Origin of the sequence: Treponema pedis, assembly GCF_017161325.1 — a bacterium.
Taxonomy (GTDB): domain Bacteria; phylum Spirochaetota; class Spirochaetia; order Treponematales; family Treponemataceae; genus Treponema_B; species Treponema_B pedis.
Map to the genome: position 1 here is coordinate 140,785 of NZ_CP045670.1, position 25,292 is coordinate 166,076.

General features: G+C 36.9%; 20 protein-coding genes and 1 pseudogene. 11 read left to right on the plus strand and 10 right to left on the minus strand.

Going from position 1 to position 25,292, the window contains the following annotated elements; all coding sequences use genetic code 11:
• Window positions 1-2 precede the first annotated feature (2 nt).
• The 8 genes from DYQ05_RS00675 to DYQ05_RS00705 all read left to right on the plus strand — a co-directional run bounded on the left by DYQ05_RS00675 (window position 3) and on the right by DYQ05_RS00705 (window position 10,015).
• Window positions 3-401 carry a hypothetical protein gene (locus DYQ05_RS00675; RefSeq protein ID WP_194077141.1) on the plus strand — a complete coding sequence of 133 codons (399 nt, stop codon included), beginning with the start codon at window positions 3-5 and terminating at the stop codon, window positions 399-401.
• On the plus strand, window positions 392-1,534 hold the full coding sequence (locus tag DYQ05_RS00680) for a nucleotide-binding protein (protein WP_020963942.1): 1,143 nt from the start codon (window positions 392-394) through the stop codon (window positions 1,532-1,534). The genes DYQ05_RS00675 and DYQ05_RS00680 overlap by 10 nt, the downstream gene beginning before the upstream one ends.
• A gap of 10 nt (window positions 1,535-1,544) precedes the next feature.
• Window positions 1,545-3,728, plus strand: a complete 2,184-nt coding sequence (locus DYQ05_RS00685) for a FapA family protein (RefSeq protein WP_020963943.1) — start codon at window positions 1,545-1,547, stop codon at window positions 3,726-3,728.
• 24 nt (window positions 3,729-3,752) lie between these two features.
• On the plus strand, window positions 3,753-4,751 hold the full coding sequence (gene lgt, locus DYQ05_RS00690) for a prolipoprotein diacylglyceryl transferase (protein ID WP_029409786.1): 999 nt from the start codon (window positions 3,753-3,755) through the stop codon (window positions 4,749-4,751).
• Window positions 4,744-5,760, plus strand: a complete 1,017-nt coding sequence (locus tag DYQ05_RS13405; RefSeq protein ID WP_252723438.1) for a hypothetical protein — start codon at window positions 4,744-4,746, stop codon at window positions 5,758-5,760. Before lgt ends, DYQ05_RS13405 begins: the two co-directional genes overlap by 8 nt.
• Window positions 5,761-5,824: 64 nt before the next feature.
• Window positions 5,825-6,460, plus strand: coding sequence for an NAD(+) synthase (gene nadE / locus DYQ05_RS13410; protein ID WP_252723439.1), 636 nt, complete (start codon window positions 5,825-5,827; stop codon window positions 6,458-6,460).
• 312 nt (window positions 6,461-6,772) lie between these two features.
• Window positions 6,773-7,408 carry a DedA family protein gene (locus DYQ05_RS00700; protein WP_020963946.1) on the plus strand — a complete coding sequence of 212 codons (636 nt, stop codon included), beginning with the start codon at window positions 6,773-6,775 and terminating at the stop codon, window positions 7,406-7,408.
• Window positions 7,409-7,453: 45 nt separating this feature from the next.
• Complete coding sequence (locus DYQ05_RS00705; protein ID WP_206183644.1) at window positions 7,454-10,015, plus strand: DUF2339 domain-containing protein; 2,562 nt, start codon at window positions 7,454-7,456, stop codon at window positions 10,013-10,015.
• A gap of 52 nt (window positions 10,016-10,067) precedes the next feature.
• On the opposite strand, the gene DYQ05_RS00710 is transcribed toward DYQ05_RS00705, so the two are convergent.
• Window positions 10,068-10,859 carry a TatD family hydrolase gene (locus DYQ05_RS00710; RefSeq protein WP_029410206.1) on the minus strand — a complete coding sequence of 264 codons (792 nt, stop codon included), beginning with the start codon at window positions 10,857-10,859 and terminating at the stop codon, window positions 10,068-10,070.
• A gap of 103 nt (window positions 10,860-10,962) precedes the next feature.
• Between DYQ05_RS00710 and DYQ05_RS00715 the strand changes: the two genes are divergently transcribed.
• Complete coding sequence (locus tag DYQ05_RS00715) at window positions 10,963-11,175, plus strand: hypothetical protein (RefSeq protein WP_020963949.1); 213 nt, start codon at window positions 10,963-10,965, stop codon at window positions 11,173-11,175.
• Window positions 11,176-11,287: 112 nt separating this feature from the next.
• Here the strand turns inward: DYQ05_RS00715 and trmB are convergent, their stop codons facing one another.
• The 9 genes and pseudogenes from trmB to DYQ05_RS00770 form a co-directional block, all read right to left on the minus strand.
• Window positions 11,288-11,911 (minus strand): tRNA (guanosine(46)-N7)-methyltransferase TrmB, encoded by a 624-nt coding sequence (trmB, locus tag DYQ05_RS00720; protein WP_024468133.1) that lies wholly within the window; start codon window positions 11,909-11,911, stop codon window positions 11,288-11,290.
• A gap of 86 nt (window positions 11,912-11,997) precedes the next feature.
• Window positions 11,998-12,699, minus strand: coding sequence for a hypothetical protein (locus DYQ05_RS00725; RefSeq protein ID WP_206183645.1), 702 nt, complete (start codon window positions 12,697-12,699; stop codon window positions 11,998-12,000).
• 6 nt (window positions 12,700-12,705) lie between these two features.
• The gene (locus tag DYQ05_RS00730) at window positions 12,706-13,866 is read right to left on the minus strand and encodes a DUF8084 family protein (RefSeq protein ID WP_024465162.1); all 1,161 of its coding nucleotides are present in this window, start codon (window positions 13,864-13,866) and stop codon (window positions 12,706-12,708) included.
• A 289-nt stretch (window positions 13,867-14,155) separates the two neighbouring features.
• The gene (locus DYQ05_RS00735) at window positions 14,156-15,295 is read right to left on the minus strand and encodes a YkvI family membrane protein (protein WP_206183646.1); all 1,140 of its coding nucleotides are present in this window, start codon (window positions 15,293-15,295) and stop codon (window positions 14,156-14,158) included.
• A gap of 70 nt (window positions 15,296-15,365) precedes the next feature.
• Window positions 15,366-16,677: pseudogene (gene grdF / locus DYQ05_RS13415) on the minus strand (sarcosine reductase complex component B subunit beta).
• Window positions 16,678-16,693: 16 nt separating this feature from the next.
• On the minus strand, window positions 16,694-17,980 hold the full coding sequence (gene grdG / locus DYQ05_RS00755) for a sarcosine reductase complex component B subunit alpha (protein WP_206183648.1): 1,287 nt from the start codon (window positions 17,978-17,980) through the stop codon (window positions 16,694-16,696).
• 120 nt (window positions 17,981-18,100) lie between these two features.
• A complete protein-coding gene (locus tag DYQ05_RS00760; protein WP_435372826.1) occupies window positions 18,101-20,233 on the minus strand; it encodes a methyl-accepting chemotaxis protein in 2,133 nt (710 codons plus the stop codon).
• 173 nt (window positions 20,234-20,406) lie between these two features.
• Window positions 20,407-22,938, minus strand: a complete 2,532-nt coding sequence (gene clpA / locus DYQ05_RS00765) for an ATP-dependent Clp protease ATP-binding subunit ClpA (protein ID WP_206183649.1) — start codon at window positions 22,936-22,938, stop codon at window positions 20,407-20,409.
• On the minus strand, window positions 22,935-23,240 hold the full coding sequence (locus DYQ05_RS00770; protein ID WP_020963960.1) for an ATP-dependent Clp protease adaptor ClpS: 306 nt from the start codon (window positions 23,238-23,240) through the stop codon (window positions 22,935-22,937). Before DYQ05_RS00770 ends, clpA begins: the two co-directional genes overlap by 4 nt.
• A 75-nt stretch (window positions 23,241-23,315) precedes the next feature.
• Here DYQ05_RS00770 and DYQ05_RS00775 point away from each other — a divergent pair, with 75 nt between their 5' ends.
• Both DYQ05_RS00775 and DYQ05_RS00780 read left to right on the plus strand, forming a co-directional pair.
• On the plus strand, window positions 23,316-24,575 hold the full coding sequence (locus DYQ05_RS00775; protein WP_252723440.1) for a DHH family phosphoesterase: 1,260 nt from the start codon (window positions 23,316-23,318) through the stop codon (window positions 24,573-24,575).
• The gene (locus DYQ05_RS00780; protein WP_206183650.1) at window positions 24,556-25,266 is read left to right on the plus strand and encodes an epoxyqueuosine reductase QueH; all 711 of its coding nucleotides are present in this window, start codon (window positions 24,556-24,558) and stop codon (window positions 25,264-25,266) included. Before DYQ05_RS00775 ends, DYQ05_RS00780 begins: the two co-directional genes overlap by 20 nt.
• Window positions 25,267-25,292 lie beyond the last annotated feature (26 nt).

A 25,292-nucleotide genomic window follows, 5' to 3' on the forward strand; every position in this document is an offset into this window, starting at 1 on the left:
ATATGAGACGATTTCTACCCTTTATATTGTATGCTGCGGGGCTTGTTTGCGAAACCGCAAGAGCGGTTTTATCTGCATATTCACAAAAAAGTTTTTCTCCGGTTTTTTCCCTTTTTGATTTTACGGGGCTTGCTCTTATTTGTTTACCGGCAGTTTTTTTCTTTATGCTTTTAAGTAATGAAAAGGAATTTCATTCGCTGTTAAAAATAATCGCTCTCATTAAATTCTTTTGTATAATTGCAGCCTATTTATTTTTAATAAAAACCTCCGCAATGATAGGTTCGGATTCGGTTAAAATGGGGACTTTCAGATTTCAGTTTATTTTGACATGGATATTTTTACCGATTGATACCTTTATTTTGGTTTTCAGCCTATTGAGGGAGAGGTCGTTATGCAAATAATTCCGATAGCCAGCGGAAAAGGAGGCGTCGGAAAAAGCCTTTTTGCCGCAAATCTTGCAATTGCCTTAGGGCAGGCGGAAAAAAAAGTAGTGTTGGCCGATTTGGATTTGGGAGCTTCAAATCTTCATTTGGTTTTAGGCGTACAGGGGAAAAAAGACGGAATAGGCACATTTCTTACAAAATCTTCGGAATTTAAAGATATCATAATAGATACGGAATATGAAAATTTGCGCTTTATTCCCGGAGATTCCGAAATTCCCGGGTTTGCAGCTTTAAAAATTTATCAAAGAAACGCCTTGGTTAAAGAATTGCTGAAGCTTGAGACCGATTATCTTATTTTGGATTTGGGTGCAGGGACTCATCTCGGTATTTTAGACTTTTTTTTAATGTCTCCGAACGGAATTATTATTACCTCTCCGTCCGTAACTGCAACTTTGGACGCTTATGTATTTTTAAAAAATTCCGTTTTCAGAATGATGTGCGCTTCTTTTCCCGTTAAATCAAAGGGAGGTCTGTTTTTAGAAAATCTGAAAACGGACGCGAAAAGTATGCAGCGGCTTTATATTCCCTCCCTTACCGAAGAAGTTAATAAAATAGACCCGAAAAATACCGAAAAGTTTTTAAAAAAGTTTACCCGTTTTAAACCCCGTATAGTAATGAATATGATTGACGACCCTAAAGATGCGGAAAAGGCTTTAAAAATACGACGTTCGGCTAAACAGTATTTAAATATTGATATCGAACACTTAGGCATAATTTATAACGATTCCATTCAGGATACGGCTCTTTCTTCAAGACTTCCCGTGCTTGTATATAAACCGCAAGCAATGATTTCTCAAGCGATTTACCGGATTGCCGAAAAAATTCTTCAAGCGGAGGGCGATAACTATACCGAAGAAGAATTTGAAGAGTTCGCAAATTATTCTTTTTTATCTGCGGAAGCCGAAGCCGAAACCGACTTTAAATCCAAGATGAGTTATTTGGATGAGCTTATAGGCGGTGAGGTTTTATCTGCCGGCGAAATGAGCGAGATTATAAAATCACAGCAATTTGAAATTACGGCTTTAAAAAATGAAAATCTTTTATTAAAAAGTAAAATATTAAAGGCCGCTAAGGCGGGTTTTATCGTATAAGGTAAGAAATATGGGAATAAAAAATTGGGCAATACAAAAACATAAAAGTACGGGTAAATGGTTTTTAGTATTTTCGGAAAAGTTGATTTCTTCCGAAATGCCTTCTCCTGAAGAAATTTGTGAAGCTGCCGAAAAAGCTGGGCTTTCGCCGTATTCCATGATAGGAAAGGATGCGATATCGTCTTATTTGCAAAAAAATTCCGATTCGGCTGAAAAACCTATACCCCTTGCGCTTGAACTTTCTCCCGATTTTGATGCCAGGCTGATTGTCAACTCCGATAAGACGGAAGCAAAGTTGTATATAAGAAAGGCTGCAAATGCCGAACCTGCCGTAGACTTACAAATTATAAACAGGCTTCTTCAGCGCAGCAATATTATTAATCTTGATATGCAAAAAATAAAAAGCGGCATATCGGAATTTATAAATTCTCCGTCAATGGAGTTTTTACAAATAATTGCGGAAGGAACTCCTCCGAAGCGCGGTGCCGATAAAAAACTTGTAGCCCATTTTGAGCAAATTCCGCAGCATGAAGTTGTCCGTCTTGCCGACAGGTTAAAAAATCTTGAGCTGCGTTCTGCCGACGTTGAAAATCCTACAACCGACAAGGACTATCCCCTCTCCGAAGCGGAAACTCTTACAACCGTTCAAAAAGATGATTTACTCTATGAGCTTAAAGAATCCGATGCGGGAGAAGCCGGTTCCGATATTTACGGAAAAACTATTCCGGGCCTTCAGGGAAACGACCCTTTTTTGCTGGACCTTAGAAATATCGTACAATCCCATTCCGAATTAAGAGCTGGAGTTACGGGACTTTTACTGATTGCAAATACTGAAAGAGGCTTAAAATTGAGAATTGTTCCGTATAGGGACGCAAAAATCAGGGCTGTAGTAAGCATAGACAAAATGGAAGCCTCTCTAATTATAGAATCGGGACTGGGTGCAGGGGAGAGGCTTTCGATTATGGGTGTAAAAAAAGCCTTAAATGATGTAGGCCTTTTGGATACTATAACCGATGAAAAAATAACTGAAATTATCGAGGCTGCAAGAAAAAAAAGTGAAGAAGCGGAATTTGTTTTTTTACAGGGTATCCCTGCGGTAGCCGCAAATTCATATAAATTTGAATGGGCGGCGAATTTTGAAGAAGGGCAAAATACGGCGACTGTAGAAAAAGACGCTTTAATTTTAACGGCAACTCTTTCGGTAAAAGGGGAGGCGGGAAAAGATGTGTACGGTAAACCTATAGACCCTAAAAACGCTTATCCCGTTTTACTGCCTCAATATGACGATTCAATAAGATTTGTCGAAGAAGACGGCAAGGCTAAATTTTACGCCTCCGTTTCCGGGGAACTTACACGCTTTGATAATAAGCTCTTAATTTCCTCTTTAAAATCCATTCACAGCGACATTGATGAAAAAACGGGAGATATAATTTTTCCGGGTAATTTGATTATTACAGGCGATGTAAGGGACGGAAGAAAAATAAAGGCTTTAGGCGATTTAACCGTTACGGGGAATGCCGAAAAATCGCTTATTTACTCTGAAACTTCGGTTAATTTAAACGGAGGAATAAACGGAAAAGGCAGCGGTACCGTTTGGGCAAAAAACACGGCAAATCTTCATTATGCGGAAAATGCGAGGATTTTTTCAGGCAGCAATATAAAAATAGGAAATTATTGCTTTAAATGTCTTGTAAAAACAAACGGGAGCCTTTCGCTTACGGGTTCTCCGGGCGTACTTTTGGGCGGCAATATCCATGCGGCAAAGGGCTGCTCCGTAAAAGAATTGGGAGCAAAAAAAACCATACGTACAATAATTTCTTTCGGTCAGGATTATCTTATAAAAGATGAAATAGAAGTACGTGAAAAAGAAATGGCGGAAAATATTGCCGAGCTTAACGAAATCGATAAAAAATTAAAATCTTCTGAACCCAATTTAAATATAGAAGAACTTAGAACGCGTAAAGTAAAACTTATTAAGCGCAACAGTGCGCTTACAATCAGAATATTCAATTTAAAAGAAAATTTTGAAACTCATATTCCGTCCAAAATAGTAGTTTCAGGGGATGTTTATCCCGGAGTTGTTCTTGAAAGTCACGGAAGATATTTTGAAGTTATGGAAACTCATCATCATGTATTTTTTACGTTTGACGAAAAGACGGGACAAATTGTTTGTTCACCCCTGCATGACGAGTAAATAAAGTTTTTATGGGAGAAAAAAATGATTTTAGCAATTAAATATCCTCAGTGGCTTAAACCGGAAATTATACCCGGTTTTCCTTTGTTACGCTGGTACGGACTTATGTATCTTTTTGCATTTATGACGGCATACTTTTTATATCGTTATCAAGTGAAAAAAGGGGAATTTGAAAAATATTCAGGAAGCGTAAAAACAATGAGCCAAGAAGATGTGATAGATGTTTTCTTTTGGGGCATTGCGGGGCTCCTTTTGGGGGCAAGAATTTTCGGGACTCTTGTTTATAATTATGAAGAATACCTTCCGAGGCCGTGGCTTATTTTTTGGCCTTTTATGGAAGATGCTTCCGGTAAGTGGGTATTTACGGGCTTTCAGGGAATATCGTACCACGGCGGCTTTATAGGGGGCTTTTTAGGTGTTCTTTTATGGGCAAAAAAGAATAAATTCAATTTTGCCGCCGTTGCCGATTTAATGGCGGTATCAATACCCTTAGGCTATACCTTCGGCCGTTTCGGAAATTTTGCAAACGGAGAGCTTTACGGAAGAATTACTACAAGCGGGATAGGAATGATTTTTCCGCAGGTTCCCGAAAGCGATAAGTTTTTTTTAGGAGAAGAATGGGTTAGGGCCTTCGCCGAAAAAGCGGGGATTGCCGTTCAGGAAGGAGCTTCGATTATAAATTTACCGCGGCACCCGAGCCAGCTTTATGAAGCTTTTTTCGAAGGGATTGTTTTATGGGCTATTTTATGGTTTTTACGTAAAAAAAAGCCGTTTAACGGTTTTTTAGTTTGTGTTTATACGCTGGGCTACGGACTTTTTCGCTTTTTTATAGAATATTTTCGTCAACCGGATGCAAATATGGGTTATAAAATTTCCGCTTCGGGTTCTACAAATATTTATATTTATGAATCATGGAAAAACATTTCCACCGGTCAAATTTTTTGTTTTATAATGATTGCAGGCTCTATTATTGCAATGGCCGTTCTTGCGGTTTTAAATAAAAAGAGTAAAAATAATGGCTGAAAAAGTAAATTTCGATATTGAAGAATTGGGTTTTGTCAGAATTGCGGCGGCGTCTCCTTTTTGCACTGTTGCAGACATTGCAGTAAATACCGATGCCGTTTTATCGGAGATACGAAAGGCTGAGCAAAATAGAGTAAATATTATTTTATTTCCGCAATTGGTTTTAACCTCCGCTTCTTGCGGACACCTTTTTAAGCAAAAAAGCCTTCTTCAAGAGTCCTTTATAGCCGTTAAAACTATTGCGCGTAAAACCGCAGATTTAAAAATTATCGCCGTTGTAGGGTTTCCTATTTTGCATAAGGGAAACCTTTATTCTGCGGAAGCCGTAATACATAACGGACATATAGCTGCAATAGTTCCTATGCGGATTTCAAAAATGCTAACGCCTTTTTTTTCCGTACCGGATTTTCCCGATATGGATTATATCGGAGAAGAAAATATTCCGTTTTCATCGGGTTTTATATTTACTGCAAAACGGCTTTTTTCTTCTTTTTCTTTTACCGTAAACAGCTTGTATTATGAGGACGGCACGGAAGATACCTCCGTCCTCCCCCGAACGGATTTTATTTTAGCCCCGCTTGCCGAACCTTCTTATGCTTTTTCTTTTAAATTATTTAAAACAAAATATAAGGCCTTATCAAAACGAAAAAACATAGGTTTAATCGTTGCAAATTGCGGGGCGGGGGAGTCTACTACGGATTATGTTTTTGCGGGTGAAACGGGTATTTTTGAAGCCGGAAACGAATTGGAATCGGCTTCGGTTTTAACTGAACCTGCGGGAAATTTTTCCGTTTATTCCGTTTCCGATATGGATTTTGAATTTATCCGCAACTTGCAAACGGGAAACTCGAAACATCAAACACGAATAAAAACCGAACCCGGCCGCTTTATTCAATTTAATTTTGTAGAAATCAATGTAAAAGATTTAAATGCCGTAAGACGAAAAGAAAAAGTTAAGACTCTTTTGCGCAAAGTACATACAAATCCCGTTTTTGCCGGAATGCGATAAAGAGGACGAACCTGTTGTCTATAAAAATTACTGTTCTGAAATCATTGATTTTCAAGTTTTGTCATTGGCAAAGAGATTAAAGCATCTTAGCTGCACGAAATGCGTTTTAGGTATTTCAGGAGGCTCCGATTCCACTTTGGCTCTTCTTTCCGCATTAAAATGTTTTGACATATTAGGTATTCCGCATAAGAATTTATATGCCGTTAGTATGCCCTGTTTCGGTACTACGGAAAAAACAAAAAATAATGCTGTTGCCTTGGCCACTCTTTTGGATTGTACGGTTTTGGAAATCCCTATAAGAAAGGCGGTGGAACTGCATCTTGCCGATATCGGGCATAATGCGGAAAAACGGGATATAACTTATGAAAATGCGCAGGCAAGGGAACGTACGCAAGTTTTAATGGATAAGGCGAACCAAGTCGGAGGCATTATGTTGGGTACGGGAGACTTATCCGAAGCGGCTCTAGGTTGGACGACTTATAACGGAGACCATATTTCAATGTATGAGCTTAATTCTTCAATACCTAAAACTTTAATTAAGGTCTGTATTAATTTTTTTGCGGAAAATAAAATATTTTTTAAAGACGGAAAAAATGAAGAACTTTTAAAAAATATTCTTTCGGATATAATTTCAACACCGGTAAGCCCAGAGCTCCTTCCTCCGGAAGACGGAAAAATTTCACAAAAACCGAAAATATAATAGGAGCTTATGAGCTTCACGATTTTTTTCTTTATCATACGGTTAAAAACGCTTTTTCGGTTAAAAAAGTTTTTTTCTTGCAAGTACCGCTTTCAAGGATAAATATTCGCATCAGGAAATTTTAGACACTCTTAAAATTTTTATAAACGTTTTTTTCTCAGCAATTTAAGCGTTCATGTTCGGCCGACGGGGCTGATGTTATAGGTTTTAGCCTTTCACCGCGCAGCGCATGGGTTATGCCCTCCGATTCTTCTTCCGAAATATGGCTCGGAGAGCTTGAATTTTTAAGCAAAATAGTATAAAATTAAAATTATGCTTTTTGCAATCTTGAATTGGCTAGGTAACTATATAAGTTATTTTCCACTTGTCGTTTTTATAGGTCTTGTTTTGGGAGGTTTTAATCTTCCAATTCCCGAAGATGTATTGGTTATAATGTCTGCGGTTATGTGTCAACAGGAAAAAGCCTCCGTTCCTTCATTTTTAATTGCTCTTTACGCAGGTGCGGTTTTAAGCGATTATATGGTATATTTTTGGGGAAGGTTAATAGCCAAGGGTTCGTTTTCGATGGGGGTATTTTCTAAAGTCATTAAAAAAGATAATACTTACCGCCTTTTAGCCGCATTGCAAAAGTATGGAATTTTTACTTATATAATTTCGCGCTTTATACCTTTCGGAGTGCGTAATGTAGTTTCAATTACAAGCGGTTTTGTAAAATATCCTTTTTATAAATTTGCCGTTTACGATTTAATAGCCGCCTTATGTAATATTTCCGTTTTGTTCGGTCTTGTGTATTTTTTCGGTGCTACCGGAAGCCGTGTTATGAAGATTGCCGGTATTGTATTGTTTATAGTTTTTTTAGGTTTTGGAATTTATCTTATAAAGTCAGGAAAATTGTTTACTCTTGCCGATAAGAGATTGGAAAAGGCCGGAGGTAAAAAAGCAGTATAATTTTTGCGCGGAAAAAGTAAGATATGAATTAAGGAGGGTTAACCTGTGTCGGTTCTTTTACGTTTGATTTTTTCAGTATGTTTATTATTCCTATGTTTAGTATATGTGTTAATAAAACTTGCCGTAAACGGCAGGAAAATAAAAATATTGGAAAACGAGATAAAAAAGCTTAAGGTGCTGTACCGACAATTCAGCTCCGATTTAGGGAATTCCGCATATAATGAGCCTGCCGCCTGTAATACACGGGAGGAAAATGAAAAATTAAGTGCAAATAAGCGGACCGCCTTTGAAAACGATAAATCGAAGGTAAGTTATGAGGCTAATTCTTTTTATATGGGAAAAGAAAACTCAGAACCTGAAAAACGCCGTATTGAAAAAAAATCAAAAGCCGCTTCTTTTTTTAAAAATTTATTTTCAATAGAATCTATTATTTCCAAACTCGGAATTATCTTACTTTTAATCGGGATAGGTTATATTTTTAAACTCGGTTATAATAACGGCTATATTACGGAAAATGTAGCTTTAATGGCGGGTTGTGCAGGAGGAGCTCTTCTTGTTTCTTTGGGGTTATATGTAAACGGAAAAAAAAGAATAATTTTAAGTCAAGTCCTTTTAGGCGGAGGCATTGCGGTTTTTTATATTACGGCTTATGCCGCCTATTTACATTACGGAATATTGGGAGATGTTTGGGCCTTTGTATTTTTAAGCATTATTACGGCTTCGGCTTATTCGCTTTCAATGACTACCTCGTATCCCGCGATTGCAATTATAGCCCTTTCAGGAAGTTTAATTATACCCTTTGCAGTGGGATTAAACTTTTTAGGTTTAACCGGTTTCGGGTTTTATGTTTTTGCCGTTTCGGTTTTTTCTTCAATAATATATTTTTTTAAACGCTGGAGAATTTTACAGTTTTCATCGGTTGTTTCACTGTTTATAGCCTTATCAATACTTGTTATAAAATTTAATTTTAATATTGCGGAAGCAAGAATGTTTTTAACTCTTATTTGCGTTTTGTGGACAATAAATATTTTACCTGATTTTATTTTTCACTTATGCGGAAGCGAAAAACATTCGGATAAAATATATTCGGTTTTTGCAGCTGTTATAAATTATGTATTTACAATATTTTTCGTATTTAACCTTTCAAACTATAATCCCGTTCCGAACGGTATTGCATATTTTACGGCCGCCTCGGTTTATACGGCAACGGCATATATTTCAATAAATAAAAACCGCCTATCTAATTTAAGCTATACATATATTGCCCTTGCCTTAACTTCGGTTTATTGCGGCATATTGGATTGTTTGAGTTTCAGTATTCAGCCTGCCGCCGTTTTAGCGGTAAGTCTTTTTTTATATTGGCTTTGGAGAAAAAATCCGGAAAACAAATTGATGCTTCCGGTTCATATTATGTTTGCGGCAGGTTATACGGCGGCATTGATAAATTTACTGTGGAATTTTTATTCCGTTTCTTTTTCAAGATTGTTTTTTCAGTCGCTTTTATACTTTGTTCCTATGTTTTTAAGCGTGCCGTTTCAAAAAGAAAAATCTAAAAAACTTTTTCAAACTTTTGTTTTGCAAGTTTATATTTTTATTATAAGTTTACTTCACATTTATAATTCAGTAAAACCGAATAACTTTTTTATTTTCGGTTATGATATTTCAAAATATATGATATTGATATTTGCCGCTGTTACGGTTTTATTATTCGGCTTATATAATTTGCTTCATTATAAAACAAAAAATATATTTTATGAACAAAGTTTATATGCCTGTCCCATATCGGTAATATTTTTTTTATTGCTTGATATAAACAGATTAAACTTTTATTTTCAATATAATAATTTAACTCTTTCCGTTATACTTCAATTTATGATTGCTTTAGGAGTTATTTTGATTTCTTTATTTAAAGATAAAACATCTTTAAATAAATTTATGTATTTATTTTCATTTTATTTTATTGTATTAAAGTTTTTTTTATTCGATGTATTTAAGATAACTGGAGATGTGCGATACGGTATTTTACTTTCCGTACTGTTTATTTTGATAATCGATAAATTTTATAAGTTTAAAACAAATGAGGTATTGAAAACATTAAAGATAAGTAAAATTGCAGCTTTATTTTTGATTTCCGTATACTATGTATTTTTTTATTTTATCGGCATAAAAGAAGAGGAAGGAATAAATCTTTTTTCCGTATTACTTAATATTTGTAATTCCCTAATTTTTTTAAAGATAATTTTGGAATTTAAGATAAATAAAATCTTTTATTTTACTTCCGGAACTGTTATTTTTGTTTTTTTTAGTGTTATCGATATTTATCTTCCGTTACGAAACGGCGGCGTTCTTACCTTGCTTTGGGCTTTTTATTCCATATCGGTTTTTGTGTTTTATTTAGTAAGAGCCGATAAAAATATGGTGTACACCGCTCTTGTGCTTATAGTCATTGTAGCTGCAAAACTTATTTTTATCGATTTTTACACGATAAGCATATTTTTTAAAGTAATATCGTCTTTGATTTTCGGCTCCGCTCTTTTAGGGGTGAGCTATTTAATTCCGCCTTTAATTAAAAAGATTACAAAGCAGGAAAATGAAAAAGAAGATTAAGCATAAGGAGCCTTTTTAAGTTTAACTGAAGTTTTTAAAGATACCGATAAACTTAAAGCCGAAAATTATAGGCTCTTTTAAAATTTTCATAAATATTCATTTTAAATTCTTTAATTTCCGCTTCGGGAGGGGAAGCGGTTTTTAAACGTATTGTTGCGGCTTTTTTAACTACTTCTTTTATATCGGAGGGAAGAGAATAAGGTTCTCCCTTTAATGTCATATACGGGGAATCGGTTTCCGTAAGAAGTCTTTTTTGTTCGATATTGAGGCAGGCTTCCATTTGGGCTTTTTGTCCGCGTAATAATCCCTTTCCTATGCAAAAGTAAGCATTGACACCTTTTTTTAAAAAAGAAGCGGCTTCTATTTTTGAGCCTGCCCACCCGTGAAAAATCACCGATGATACCTTTTTTAAACCGGAGCATTCCTCGAAAAGAAGGTGCATGGCTTTACGGCAGTGAATAACCATAGGTAAGCCCGTTTTTTGTGCAAGTTTTAACTGTACCTTCCAAACTTTTATTTGAGATTGTACATTCGCCTTATATTTTTCTTCAAAAAAATCAAAACCGCATTCTCCTATGGCCGAAATACCTTTTTGTAAAATGAGCTCTTCCAAAAAAGGGATTTCTTCCGTAACCGGGTTTTGCGGGTGAATTCCGAAGGAAAGAATAAAATCGGAATTATTTTCACTGCAAATTTTTTTTTGAAGTTTAAACCGGCTTGCCGTATCGGCGGAAGCGCAAAATACGGAATCTTTACAAAAAACCGATTTTTCCGCATCCTTAATACCGCCGTTTATGAGCTGTTCAACCGTATCCAATATATGAATGTGAGCGTCCGTGTACATAACATTATTATATACTAAAGCTATTTTTTTGTATACCGAAAATGTATATAAGGAACCGCAAAAAAAAAGCGGATTTCTTTTAATACAATTTGCGGAGGCTACTATGAAATTATATGCAATAAAAAGCGCTCAAGGAGATTTTTCTTACTGTACAATTTTGCAGGAAAGCGAATCGGGATACATGATTAGAATTTGTATGGATAAAGCCGGGTATCAAAAGATAAGCGAAAACTTTATCGATAAGGAACTTTTTAACTTGTGTGTTAGAACGGGCTACATTAAAGAGCTTGCCGAAGAAGCCTCCGTTGTAGCATAGAAGTTTGATAAGGTTAAAATAAGCGGTTTAAATATCCGCCGCTTATTTTAACCTTAATTTTTTATTCTTTCCGTATATTTCCCGTATACTTCGGGAAACCGTCCGTTTCCGTTTATTCCTTTTTAAATAAGAGCTCTCTTATGATATGCCCCTTTTTTAAACCTTTTTGTTCAAATTTTGTTGTAGGCCGTATTTTTTGCGGTTCCGCAAAGTATTCATATTCCGATTTTAAATTCGGTGTATCCGAAAGCCGGCTGAATGCGTCATGTGCATAGTCTTCCCAATCGGTTACCATATAAATATAGCCGTTTTTCTTTAATTTTGAAGCAAGTAAATCCGTTCTGGGTCTTCTTATTAGGCGCCGTTTGTGATTGCGTTTTTTTTGCCAAGGGTCGGGAAAAAAGATATGAAACCCGGCTAAACTTTTATCGGGTATCATTTTTTCCAAAACTTCAATTGCATCGTGTTCTATAATGCGTAAATTTAAAAGTTTTTTGTTTTCTATTTCGCCCAATAATTTTCCGACTCCGGCTTTAAAGACTTCTATTCCGAGATAATTTTTATCCGGGTTTTCTTCCGCAATTTGTGAAGTTGCGCTTCCCATTCCGAAGCCTATTTCTATAATTACCGGATTGTCATTTTTAAATATGGAATTAAATTCTAAAAGTTTTTCATCGTAAGGCAAACACCATTTATCGTAAAATGCCGCATAATTTCGTTTTTGCGATTCTGTCATTCTGCCTGACCGCATTACAAAGGTTTTAATTGAACGGAATGTAAAGTCGCCTTCCGTCCGTTTATCGTTATTTAAATTGTTCATAATCAATATAGTTTATAAGGTTTTGTTAAATATGCAAAATTATTGTTTGCAAATTCCAGCATACATTGAATGTATCTTGCATCGCCGTATTCTTCTTTCAGCTGTAAAAGGTTACCGTTCATCTCGGCGGATAAATCAAGTTTTTTTGCGAATATAGGTTGTTTGTCGGCTCCGAGTAAAATAAGCGAAAACTCAAACAGTTCCGTATTTTCATGTGTTTGTACAGTCCAAGTGTTTTCCGTAATGTTAAAAGAGAAGGGTAAAGCTCTTTTTTCCTCCGTTTTATTTAAGCTAAAAGTTTTAATATCGCGATTTCCCGATAAATCTTCCGCAATTAGCGAGTATGTTCCTTCGGGAAAGCCTCCTGACGGCGGGGCTATTTTATTTGAGCCTGCATAAAGCTTTTTTTGTCCCGCATTTTCCGTGTTATCTACGGAAATAAAAAAAGAAGAATTGTTTCTGTTTAGTACCCAACTTAATCCGCTTTCAGTATGAATTACCGTAACGGAATTATAATCGTTTTTTCCGTCTTCGTCGGTATAAAGAGAAAATACGGAAAGGCGTTCCGCGAAATTTTCATTTTCGGTTTCCACCAATAAACGTTTGATTGAAAATTCCGAAATTACAGGCGGCTTAAACGAGCAGTTTATTTGTAAAAATATAAAAGCGATAAAGATAAAAAAAGAGTGATTTATTTTTTTCATATTCGATTAAAACATAAAAGACATATTCATAACCGTAAGGTCGGAATCTTCAAAACGACTTGCACTTGATTCAAAGCGGACGTTTACTTTTTCGCATGCATCGTTTAAGTAAGAAATATAATACATACCTAAGCCGGTATCTTCCGAACCTTCAGGTAGGGCCCTGTAAAAATCTATGAGCGAATTTTTATCTACATCTGCGGATTTGATATCATTAAAGTTTGCCCGTACGGCTTCGGATTTTTCATTTTTACTGTAAAGGGTTACCTGTATTTTTCCCTGAGTGCCTAAACCGGAGCCGCCTATTTTCCACGAAACGAATACAAGTTCCCGTTTGCGTTCAAGCTCGGCTACAAGTCTCCGCCTTATTGCAGGGTCAAAAAGGGCTTCCTGCGGGTCGCCCAATTCCGGAAATAAAATTTTCGCTTCCTTATGCAGGTTCATATTTTCAGCGCTTAAAATCAACTCCATAAGCATTAAAGCTATATATTCGGCAATTTTAGTTTTATCCATATATTCTACAAGACCTGTACGGATAGCCTTTAAAATTTGGTCGAAATCGGGGTTGGAGCGGAATTTGGTAATAATAAACCATGTAAATGGACGTAAATTGTTTAGAAATTTTTCACTTAAAAAAAGCTGGATATTTTTTTCTTCAGGAGAAAGAGAGTTGTTTTTCATTATAAAGGTAATAAGAGGATTAAGAATTTCATTTTTTGCATCATAAATTACTTTTTCATTTTTTTGTAAAATATTTGCTAAAAATCTTTCGTTAATATGAGTTTTTTCGTCCACAATACTTGCAGGGTTTTGCCTGTTCCATTTTTTTATGACGGGAGAAGCGAGAATTTGTTTAAAAATAAATTCGTCATATTGTTTGTATAAAACCGAATAAACAATGAGTTTTGAAAGGTCCATAACTTCTTGACGGGAAGAGACAAATTCAGGTTTTGAAATTTCTATTTTCGAGATATAGTCGGTTAAAAGAAGGCGTTGTATAGTTTCCGGAATAAATTTTTCGAGTGAAATACCGTATTCTTCAACATTACCCGCAAGTTTGAATTTTAACAGTTTTTTATTTCTTTTGATAAAAAATGTTGACCCTTCCTGCGTTAAAATGAGTTTCAGCGGTAATTCCAAGATACGCTTTTTTTCACCTGCGGCCATATTTTCTCCCTGCCTTAATAAGATACCGATGATAAAGTATAACATATATTAAAGATAAATGCTATAGGTATTGTGAATGGCCGATACGGCTATAAGACGGAATATTTTTATTGTGTCGGCTTAAGGGAATTAACACGAAAAAAAATGAAACGGTATGAAAAAATCTTTTAGGAACAGGGAGTTTAAAAGTTTCCGCCGCCGCTTAGTAATTTATTTTACCGTGAAACGGCGGAAACTTTTCGGAAAGCCTTACAGGCTGTATTCCTGCCCCGTTTATAAATTTAACGGTTTATGACTTATTTTTTATTTTTACGGTTATATTGCGTATGTTTTTCCACAACATAAAAACGATAAGTACCGCTCCGACATATCCGTTTATGACGTAAATAATGTTAATTAAAACTCTGAACGGGAGATAAAGACCGATAATCAAACCTAAAATGCCCAGTACGATTGTCAGTATTTTAAATTGATTTGACCCTTCTTTTGAAAAGCGCGCACACGGATTGTAAAGAAGGGGGACTGCTGTAGTGTAAATTCCTGCAAATACTACTACGGCAAATATTGAGGCAAACGGCTTCCATATATATTCTGCAAGAATTAAATTCGGTATATCGGCATTCCATACGAAAATATTTTTTGTATTTATACCTTCGGTATTTATATTTGCAATTTGTGCAAACATGATGACTATAATTGCAAGGCATATTGCCAGGGTGCCTATGTATATTCCGTACTCAATATCCTTTTTTTTATTTACTGCTCCAAGAGCGGCGGTAAAACTTGCAAACCATAACAATACAAAGCCCGCATAGGAAAGACCTGATATAATCCAATTGGGACCCGCATTTTTTATAGTTGAGTTTCCGGCTTCTGCAAAGTTTCCGTTTTTAAGAATTTCCAATCCTTCACCTATATTGACACCGTCTTTTATAATAGTTATACAGCCTATGGCAATACATAAAACTACTATAGCCGGGCCTACCAAACCTATTTTATCAACTAATGAGTTAAGCCCTCCTACAACGGTAACGATAGTAAGTACCGCAAGCAATACTCCGCCCGTCCATTTCGGGAATCCGTATTGTTGGTTAAGTGTGGAAGCGGCTCCGCCTACCATTACGAAAAACGACATGTAACAAAATAGTGTGGAGTAGTAATCCATAGCCGTTCCTATGTATTTTCCGCAATAAAATTTGTATATATCGTTTCCTTTTTCAAACTTTTCTTTTGCTCCTGCCGCGGCAAAATTGTAATTGTAATAAATAAAACATACGGCAAATAAAAGTACGGTAAGAAGCCCGTGTAATCCGTAGGCGGTGAAATATTGTATTATTTCCTGTCCCGTTGCAAAACCTGAACCTATAGTAAATGCTATAACGGCTCCTGCAAGTATAAATACACGTTTTAAACTAAAATCTTTACTCATATATTCCTCCTGACAGATATAAAATACGGCAAGTAAATTTACCTGCCGTATTATTTTTATATATCTTGAATTATTTTTCGAATACGGTTTGTCCGTCTACGGGTGTTTGAAGAGTTTTTAAAGCTCTTTTTACCATGGAAACCCTCAGTTTATAACTGTCCGTTTCGCCTTGTGGCGGGTCTCCGAGTGGATACGGTATTCCTATGCCGGGAATAATTCGGTTGGCCCCTATCGTAAGAGATATGGGAACTACCGTAGCCATATGAACAACCGGAATACCGTATTTTTCTATGCCTTTAACCATCGTTGCACCGCAACGCGTGCAAGTGCCTCACGTAGAAACAAGGATAACGGCGTCCACGTGCTCATCGATAAACATCTGACCGATTTCCTTTCCGAATTTTGCGGCTGAAGCGGTAGCCGTTCCCGTTCCCGTCGTGGAGCAAAAGTAATTTACCAACTCTCCGAATTCACCCGCTTTTTCAAGCTCTCTTAATGCGTCCAGAGGAACTACGACATTGGGATTTGCTATTGCGAATTGGCGGTCGTATCCTCCGTGAATGGAAGTAAACTTATCCGCCGAAAGTTTATCCATACCGCTGATATCGTACTTGCCCCATTTTGTTGCATTGGAAGATTCTATGTGATCCGGATTGCCGGTAGGTACAATACCTCCTGAAGTAACTATCGCTATCTTCGCCTTGCGTATATCTTTTACGGGGGCGGCGGGAGCAACCCTATCGAATTTGGGCATAGGCAGGTCGGTCTCAAACGGTTCGCCTTTTAATTTTTTAAGAAGCATTTTAATAGCTCTTTCGGAGCCTCTTTCTTCGGCAAAGTAATTTACCCGTATACCTCTTTCGATATAGCCTTCTTCTTTCGGCCCTAAAATTTCGGTTCCCGATACCAGTTTTTTACCTAAAGCCGCCATTACAGGTAATACTTTAGACATACCGGCTGCCGAGTTGGGGGTTTCCACTATAATTAAATCTTTACGGAACATATCCGTACCCGGATTTTCTACATACATACCGGTAACCGACGGTATGCCGAGCTGCTCTTCAACAGCTTTGCAAATTGTTCCGCAGGCAACTCCGTAGCGGCCCGCATTAAAAGCAGGCCCCGCTATGAAAAGTTGAGGGTTATATTTTTTTTACCATATCTATTACGGTTTTTGTAGCGGCTTCCAAATTTTCTCCGAAATAATTGTCGCCGCAAATTACGGTGGCGACGATTTCAAAATCGTTTCCGAGAGCGGTTTTAAGACCGGCTCCGGGGCCTACAATACCCTCTCGTATTTCGGGTAAATGGTCGGCTTTTTCTTCGCCGCCTATACCTGCAAAGAATTGATTGATATAATGAACTGCTTTATATTTAGCCATTTTAACCTCCCTTTTATCAATATCCTTTTGCCGCCAGCTTGTTAAAGCCGTTTGCAATTGTAGAAGCAATAATGATTTGAAGCTCCGCTTCAAAACTTCCGTCGGAGTTTACGCATCCGTCCCAACCGCCTATCTGCATTTCAATAAACTTTTGTGTTCCGATTACTTTTTTCATGGCGGGAAATTTAAGTGTTGCATTTCCCTGTCCGCATGAAGCCAGGGCATCGGCTTCTTCGCATATATCGGCAAGGGATTGCGATTTTCCGTCCTTACCGGGGAATTCGTCGGTTATAAGAACCACCTTGGTTCCCGCTTTTTCGACCTTTCGGCAATTCATCATCAAATCGGTATCGGGATTTCCGTATCCTTCTTCGGTGATAAGAACTCCGTCGAGTCCCATCCAGTTGCACAGTTTTGCAACCATATCGGAATGCCGCTCTTTATCTGCGAGAAAAACGTTTTCATTTGTCAATATAACGCCCATAAAATTAATGTCTTTTCCGTGATGTTTGTAGCAGTCTTCTATGACGGGATTGTGAAAGTGGTGATAGGTGGTAACCTTGTCGCAGGGAGCGACACAATTTCCTGAAACTATTGCTCCGTCCATAATTTCGGTAGGATACATAAATGTAGGAATGAACTGTTTTGCATCTACACCGTAATAATATGTGTCGTGCAGCAAGCCTTGCGATTGCAACATATGTATATATCCTATTTTCGGAAGATTGGGATACATAGCGGCCTGTTCAAATATAGGTTTGGTCTCGTATATTATAAGCTCATCAGGTTCCAAATTCCTTGCGGTTTCTCCCAGATATGCAGCTACTTTTAAACCTGCAATGCGGGCGGCTTTTTCATATACGTGAGTTTCAAGATTTTCCGCAGGTTCCACTACAACGCATAGGTTGACGGTTTTCGAAAACGGGCAGTATTCCGCAGCGGGTCCTGCCATATCGATAACACCTTCTTGGAATCCGACAATTTTACCTACGGTAACCACACAGCAGCCTTCCAGAACATGAGTTCTTCCCGAGCCTACTTGAGGACTTACCTTTCCGATAACTCCGGGAAATATTTCCCCTCCGGATATTTTTACTCTCGGCTCTATTACATCCTTAACGGGTGTAATTCTTGTTTGCTCACCCGGCGTCGCTATGTCAAGATGACAACCTATAAGTTTGTCATCTTCAAGTACAAGTTTTCTTACTTCATCTTGATTGACATATAAAATGCCGTTTTTTACGTGAGTTTTTTCGTCAAATCGGATATCTTTAATAAAGATTTTCCCCAATTCAAGCTTCATATCACATACCTCCATGATATATATTTATTTTTAATATGCGGTTTTTTCGGCATATCAGGAAAAGTTGTCGAAAAGAATCCGCATATATAAAAACCGACATAATGGCACAAATTTTTTATTCTATACTTTGAATTTTTTTACCTCGCTTACAAGATTTTCTATGCTTTGTTTATTTTTTTGACTTATTCCGTTTACTTCCTGTACGGCATTATTTATTTGTACCGCGCCGCAGGCCATTTCGTTCATACTTTCTGAGATAATACGGGTTAGTCCGTCGAGTTTACTCATTTCTTTTGCGACGTTTTCACCGCCTTTTAACATTTCTTCCGAGCCTGTTTTAACTTCCGCCGTTACGTTGTTGATATCGCGTATTGCGGTAAGTATTTCTTTACTGCCGTTTTGCTGCTCATACATAGCCTCCATAATTCGGCTGCTCATAGATTTAACATTTTCCGCTATGGAAAAAATAGCATTAAATTTTTCTTCAACCGTTTTGGAAGCGGCGGATAATATTTCTATTTCTCCGGATAAAGCTTTAAGTGTCGTAGTGATGGTTTTTCCCTGACTGCTGGATTCTTCCGCAAGTTTACGTATTTCGTCCGCAACAACGGCAAAGCCTTTTCCTGCTTCTCCCGCATGGGCAGCTTCAATAGCGGCATTCATTGCTAAAAGATTTGTTTGACTTGCAATATGTTGAATAACGCTTGAGGCTTCCAATAAACTTCCGGATTCTTCCGCAATTTTTTGTGTTACGCTGTTCGAGTTTAAAATAGTATCTTTTCCGTCCGCCGTAGCGGAAGTAAGCGTTTTAATAATTTCATCGGTTTTTTCCAGTGTTTGAGTAATGGACATTATATTTGCAGCCATTTGTTCAATTGCGGAAGAAGACTCCGCTACGCTTGATGCCTGCGTTTCTATACCTGAATTTAGTCTTTTAACCGTATTTATAATTTCTTCAATAGATAAAGCCGTTCCCGCAACACTTTCCGCTTGATTGAGTACTTGACGTTTTACGCTTTCGATGTTTGTACTTATTTGATGTATTGAACTTGCAGTTTCAGTCATATTGCTTGCAAGTTCATCTCCTATATTTTGCATAGAATCGGTATTATTGCTTACCGTTTGTATAGATGAACCTATTTTTTCGATTGTCTTATTAAAATATTCCGATAACTCGGTAATTTCATCGTTTCCGTTAATTATAAGTCTTGCCGTTAAGTCTCCTTCTCCCTCGGCTATATTTTTTAGCGCTTTAACGGCAATATTCAGAGGTTTTGTAATATGAAGTGCAAAAATTAAAGAAACGGTTAAAAATATAATTAATAATAAGATGCCTACGGTAAATATAGATTGTAAAACCTGATAGTATTCCGAAAAAACTTCGTCTTTTTCCATAAAAGCTATCAGCTTCCAGTTTAAAGTTTGTACTGTATATATTTCCGTAATCCATTTTTTACCGTCCATCTCTACGGTTATATTTCCCGAATCCGCTCCGCTTAAATCGCTAAAACCCTGAACATTTATTTCTTTTATATTTTTAAAATTAAAAGAGTTATTTTTGGGGTCCGCCAATATTGTTCCGTCGTTTTGTATCAGCATAATATAGCCCGTTTTTCCGATTGTAAGTTTTTTAAGCATTTCGGTTAATGTTTTTAAAGTTACTTCTATGCTTACGTTTCCGATGTGTTCATTTTGAAAAGAAAAGACGCTATGGGAAAGGCAGATTACCGTATCTCCCGCCGTGGAATTGTAAGCCTCGGTAATTATCGGTTTGTCGACGGACTTGGAAGCCGCTTCATACCATGGACGTTTTCTGGGGTCATACCCGCCGGATAGAGCCGTATCGCATGTTGATGTATATCCGCCCCATTCGGTACCCATAAAAACACACATATAATGAGGATAACTTTTATGTATATTTTTAAATAAATTAAATACTCTTTTTTCTTTTTCACTTTTTTCAATCGTATCTACATTGGATATTTCCGTCTTGGATATATACTTGTTAAAACTGTCATCGGCATTGCGCACGTCCGGGTGGTTCGACAGCATAGTCAGCATATATTTTGTATCATTAAAGAATATGTTTATTCCGTATTCTATTAATTTTATATTTTGCTGCATATTTTTACTGAAGCGTTCCATATCGGATTTTTTAATTTGAAATCCCAATACGGTAGAGATAAAAAATATAAGTGTTATAATGGAAACGGCAAAGATTGAAATTAACTTTTTTCTTATGGAAAATTTTATACGGTTTTTATTTTTTTGATTGGGGGGGGGGGGGGGGGATTGTATATACTTTATTCATTTTTGTCAATGCCTCCTGTTTTGCATAAATTACTGTAGCATACAACAAAAAAAAAGTCAATATAAATAAATGTTTGTTACGGATAAATTATAAATTTTAGGGTATAAAATCCGTTTTATTTAACATTTAACTTCAAATAAGGCTTTTTACTCTTATTTGCAACCGTACATGATACCGCCCCTCCTTTTTTTGCGGTACCGAACAAAATCATATCGGTAAGAGGCGTTACGAATTCATCTTCTACCAAACGAGCGGCATTTCTTGCTCCGAATTCCGGCGAATAACCTTTTTCCGCGAGCAACGGAATAACCTCATTTGAAAGCTCAAGTTCAATTTCTTTTTCGGCAAGGTGAGTTTTTATTTTTTCCACTTCTTTTTTAACGATTAAGCTCATTACCGGCATGGTAAGCGGACCGAATTTTATAACCGCATCGAGCCTGTTTCTGAATTCGGGTGTAAAAGTTTTTTCCACCGCTTCATCTATTGCGGATTCCGAAACGGTATCCCCTCCGAACCCGATAAGCGGTTTTCCGATTTCCGATGAACCCGCATTGCTTGTCATAATTAAAATAACATTATTAAAACTCGCTTTTCGGCCCTGGTTATCCGTAAGAGTGGCATAATCCATAATTTGTAAAAGAATATTATAAATATCCCTGTGAGCTTTTTCGATTTCGTCTAAAAGTAAAACGGAGTTGGGCTGTTTACGGACGGATTCGGTTAAAAGACCTCCGTCTTCAAAGCCGACATAGCCGGGCGGCGAACCTATTAGGCGGCTTACGGTATGTTTTTCCTGATACTCGCTCATATCAAAACGGAGAAGCGGAACACCGAGTTCTTCGGCAAGGGTTTTTGCAAGTTCCGTTTTGCCTACTCCGGTAGGTCCCACAAATAAAAAGTTTGCAACCGGTTTTTCTTTGGCCCTAAAGCCCGCTCTTGACCTTTTTACCGCCTTTGTTACGCCCGTAATTGCTTCCGCCTGTCCGAAAATCTTTTTGGAAAGAATTTCTTCAAAGTTTTTGAGCTTTTCCGTTTCGTTTACCGAAACCGCCTGTTCAGGGATTTTTGCGGTTTTTGCTACAATCTTATCTATATCCGAAACGCTTACTTGAGTAAAACCGTTTTCGGGGTTTACTGCTTCTTTCGCCTCCGTCTTTTGTAAAAGTTCTTCGGCGGTTTCCGTTTGCGGCACAGTTTTAAATCTTTCTTCCGACAGAGAATGCTCAAATTTATTTTTATCCGCCCTGATTTTTAAAAGAGCTCCCGCTTCATCTATTAAATCTATTGCCTTGTCCGGTAAAAATCTTTCGCGGATATGAAGTGCCGAAAGATGAACCGCAGCGCGCAAAACCTCATCGCTATAGCGTACGCGGTGAAAATCCTCATAAGAGCTGCGTAATCCTTGCAGAATTTTTAAAGCTTCGTCTTCCGACGGTTCTTCTATATCGACCTTTTGAAAGCGGCGTGCAAGGGCCTTATCTTTTAAAAAGTAACGTTCATATTCTTCATAAGTGGTAGCCCCTATACAGCGTATTTTTCCGCCGCTTAAAAGAGGTTTTAACAAATCCGGGGCTTCAATACCGCTGCCGCCGTTTGTATCTATTACAGTGTGAATTTCATCTATAAACATAATGGAATTTTTTTCAGCTGCAATTTCACGCGCTATATGTTTTAAGCGGTCTTCAAAATCTCCCCTAAATTTGGAACCTGCCATTAAATCGGACATACTTACAGCATAAATATTCGCATCTTTTAAAAAAGAAGGAACATTGCCTTCCGCAATTTTTTGAGCAAGACCTTCCGTTATTGCGGTTTTACCGACCCCCGCACTTCCCACATGAAGTACGTTATTTTTTTGCTTTCTGCATAAAATCTGAATCGTTCTTTCTATTTCTTCCGTTCTGCCTATAAGAGGAGAAAGTAATCCCTCTCTTGCTTTTTCCGTTAAATTTACGGTAAACCTTTCAAGAACCGTTTTAGTTTTTTTTCTTCCGCCGCTTTGTCTTGAAAAATTCATATCGTCATTTTTTCCGTTACTTTTACCGTTATTTTTTACTTGCCCTTGTATAAAATCCTGAAAGGCTCTTATACTGCGGTCGTTTTCGTGTATTCCTATACCGCCCTCTATAGTTTCAACTTCGACAAACAGCTGCCCTTCATTTTTTTGACTTGCACATTCAACATAGTTTACATCGGCTTCTCCGTCATCATAGAATTCATCCGTGCTTAAAAGCTGTAAAAGACGCAGGCGGTTTATTCCCCCCTGTCTCATAAAAAAAGAACAATGGTTTTTATCTTCGTCAAAGAGGCCTACGACAAGGTTGTTAAAACTTATTATTTTTTTCCCGGAATTTATACAATAATCCACGGCTCTGTCAAATACCGTTTGCAGCCCCAAACTTTGTACGGGCTCATCATTTTTATCTTGAGGAAAATAAGGGACTTTATTTTTAAGATAATCCATGGTGCTGTCATGCATATAACCTAAATCCGCACCCGAAAGAGTAAAAAGCTCCAATATTTTAGGGTGGAACATCATAGCCCACAACACATGTTCCGGCGTTACAAACTCATGTTTATGTTTTTTTGCTTCTAAAGTAGCTTCATTAAAAATGGTTTGAACCGTATCGCTTATCATTAATTTCATAGTTTTTCTATCCTGCATTGCAGCGGGAAGCCGTTATTTTTCGCCGCGGTTAATACTTGAAAGCATTTTGTGGTTGCTATATCGTAAACATAAACTCCTATAACGGCTTCTCCCGTGTTATGTACCTTCATCATAAGAATTTCCGCCTCTTCAGGAGATTTATTAAAAAGTTCTATAAGAATAGCTACTACAAAATCCATAGGTGTATAATCATCATTTATAAGAATGATTTTATAATTATCCGGTTCTTTTAATTTTTCCGAAATAATAGTACCTTTTTGAAGTTGTTTTTTTGCTTCCATACATATAAAGTACATCAAAAACGGATATTTTACAAGTAAAATTTAAAATTTATTTTAAAAAAAGTATGAAAAATATTGGATATTTTACTAAAACGTGATATAATGCTCCCTATGAAAGCTGTACAGCCTAATGTAAGCAAGCGCGAAAAAATTATTCCTCTAAGCATTAAAGAAAAAAATGCCGTTATGGAGCGTATTTTCGATATTATATTTTCCAAGCGTAATTTTTTACTTTTGGGGCACGAATACGCCGATGAGGATTGTATAGCCTCTCTTGTAGCCTTGGGGCTATTATTAAGGAAATTTTCTAAAGAAGTGTGTATATTTTTGGAAAAACCGATTCCGCCTCAGCTTAATTTTTTTGTAGGTATTTGTAATTATAACAAAATTAGAATTTTTACCGAAAAGCTGAAAAAAATAAAAATACCCGATGCCATTTTTATTTTGGATACTCCGAAGCCGGAAATGATTTCGGCCGGCGGGTACGGAAAGAAGCTTTTAGCTATGCCCGATATACCGAAAATAGAGTTGGACCATCATTTTACGGCAGATGCGGATTATTCGGGAGACCCCGATTATAGGCTGACTATGAGAGCCTCAAGTACATGTGAAATAATTGCCCAAATGTGTGTTAAATTGGAAGCCCGCCCTACAGTTTTAAAGCGATACGGAATTGAAAATCTTTATTCAAGAAATATTGTTCTTGCTATGCTTACGGGAATGATAGGAGATGCGAAATTCGGAAATTATCTTTCCGAACGGCGCGATAAGGCTTTTTACGATTATTTTTTAAAGAAATTCAATAAGATGTTATCCGATAAATTTTATAAAAACAGCGGTAATATAAGTTCCGTTGAAGAAATTTTAAAAGTTTTGGAGACCCTTTCTGCAGAAGAAAGCAAAATTTATAAAAAGATTATGGAGCTTTCTTATATTTTTAAAAATGTAGGTGTTATTGTTTTAAATAAAGAAAAATCTAATGATATAAATACCTTTATAGAATATACTCAGTTTGTCGGTGTCGTAAAAATGGCTACCGATGCCGTTGCCGATAAAGCTCACGGATTGGGGCTTTCGGTATATTTTGACCCTCCGGAAATTTCCGATAAAATTCAATTTAGGCTCAGAGCCTCGGAAGAAGTTAAGGGAATAGATTTACGACCGATTTTGACCGAATTGAAAATTATGGACGGAGGAGGGCACCCCGGAGCTATAGGCTTCAGGTTTTCGGTTTCCGAAATACCGGATTTGGATGCATATATTAAAGTTTTAACGGAAAAAGCCCAACTTCTTCTTTCAAATTCGCATATCAACAATGAACAATCAAAAAAATAATTTCGATAAGCAAATGCAAGACGTTATTTTAAATTTACCTCCGCGAGAAAACCCGTATTCCGTTCTTTTACATTCGTGCTGCGCTCCGTGCAGTTCTTCGGCTATATTGAAACTGGCCTGTTTTTTTAAAATAACGGTTTTTTATTATAACCCCAATATAGATACCGCCGAAGAATATTTTAAGCGGGCGGAAGAGCAAAAACATCTTATTTCGGTTTATAATAATGAAAAACAAATTTATAATAATAAATTTCCGATATCCGTAATTGAAGAAAAATATTTTCCCGAGGAATTTTTTGAAGTTTCAAAAGGCTTGGAAAATTGTGCCGAAGGAGGTGAAAGATGTATGCGCTGCTATTTTTTACGCATAAAAAAAACCGCAAAAAGAGCGGAGGCGGAAGGTTTTGACTTTTTTACTACAACTCTTTCTTTAAGCCCTTTAAAGAATGCCGAAAAAATAAATGCTATAGGTTTTTCTCTTTCAAGTGAAAAATCCCGTTGGCTTCCTTGCGATTTTAAAAAGCGTAACGGCTATCTTGATTCCGTTAAATTAAGTAAAGAACTAGGTTCTTTATCGTCAAGTATTATTGGCGGCTGTATTTACTTACCAAACCGCAAGAAAATTTTAAAGTGTGATTTTTATCGGAAAGCATTTGTAAGTATGGGAATTTTCCTCCTTCCATACTTATAATAAAAATTGGAAATATAAACGTATAT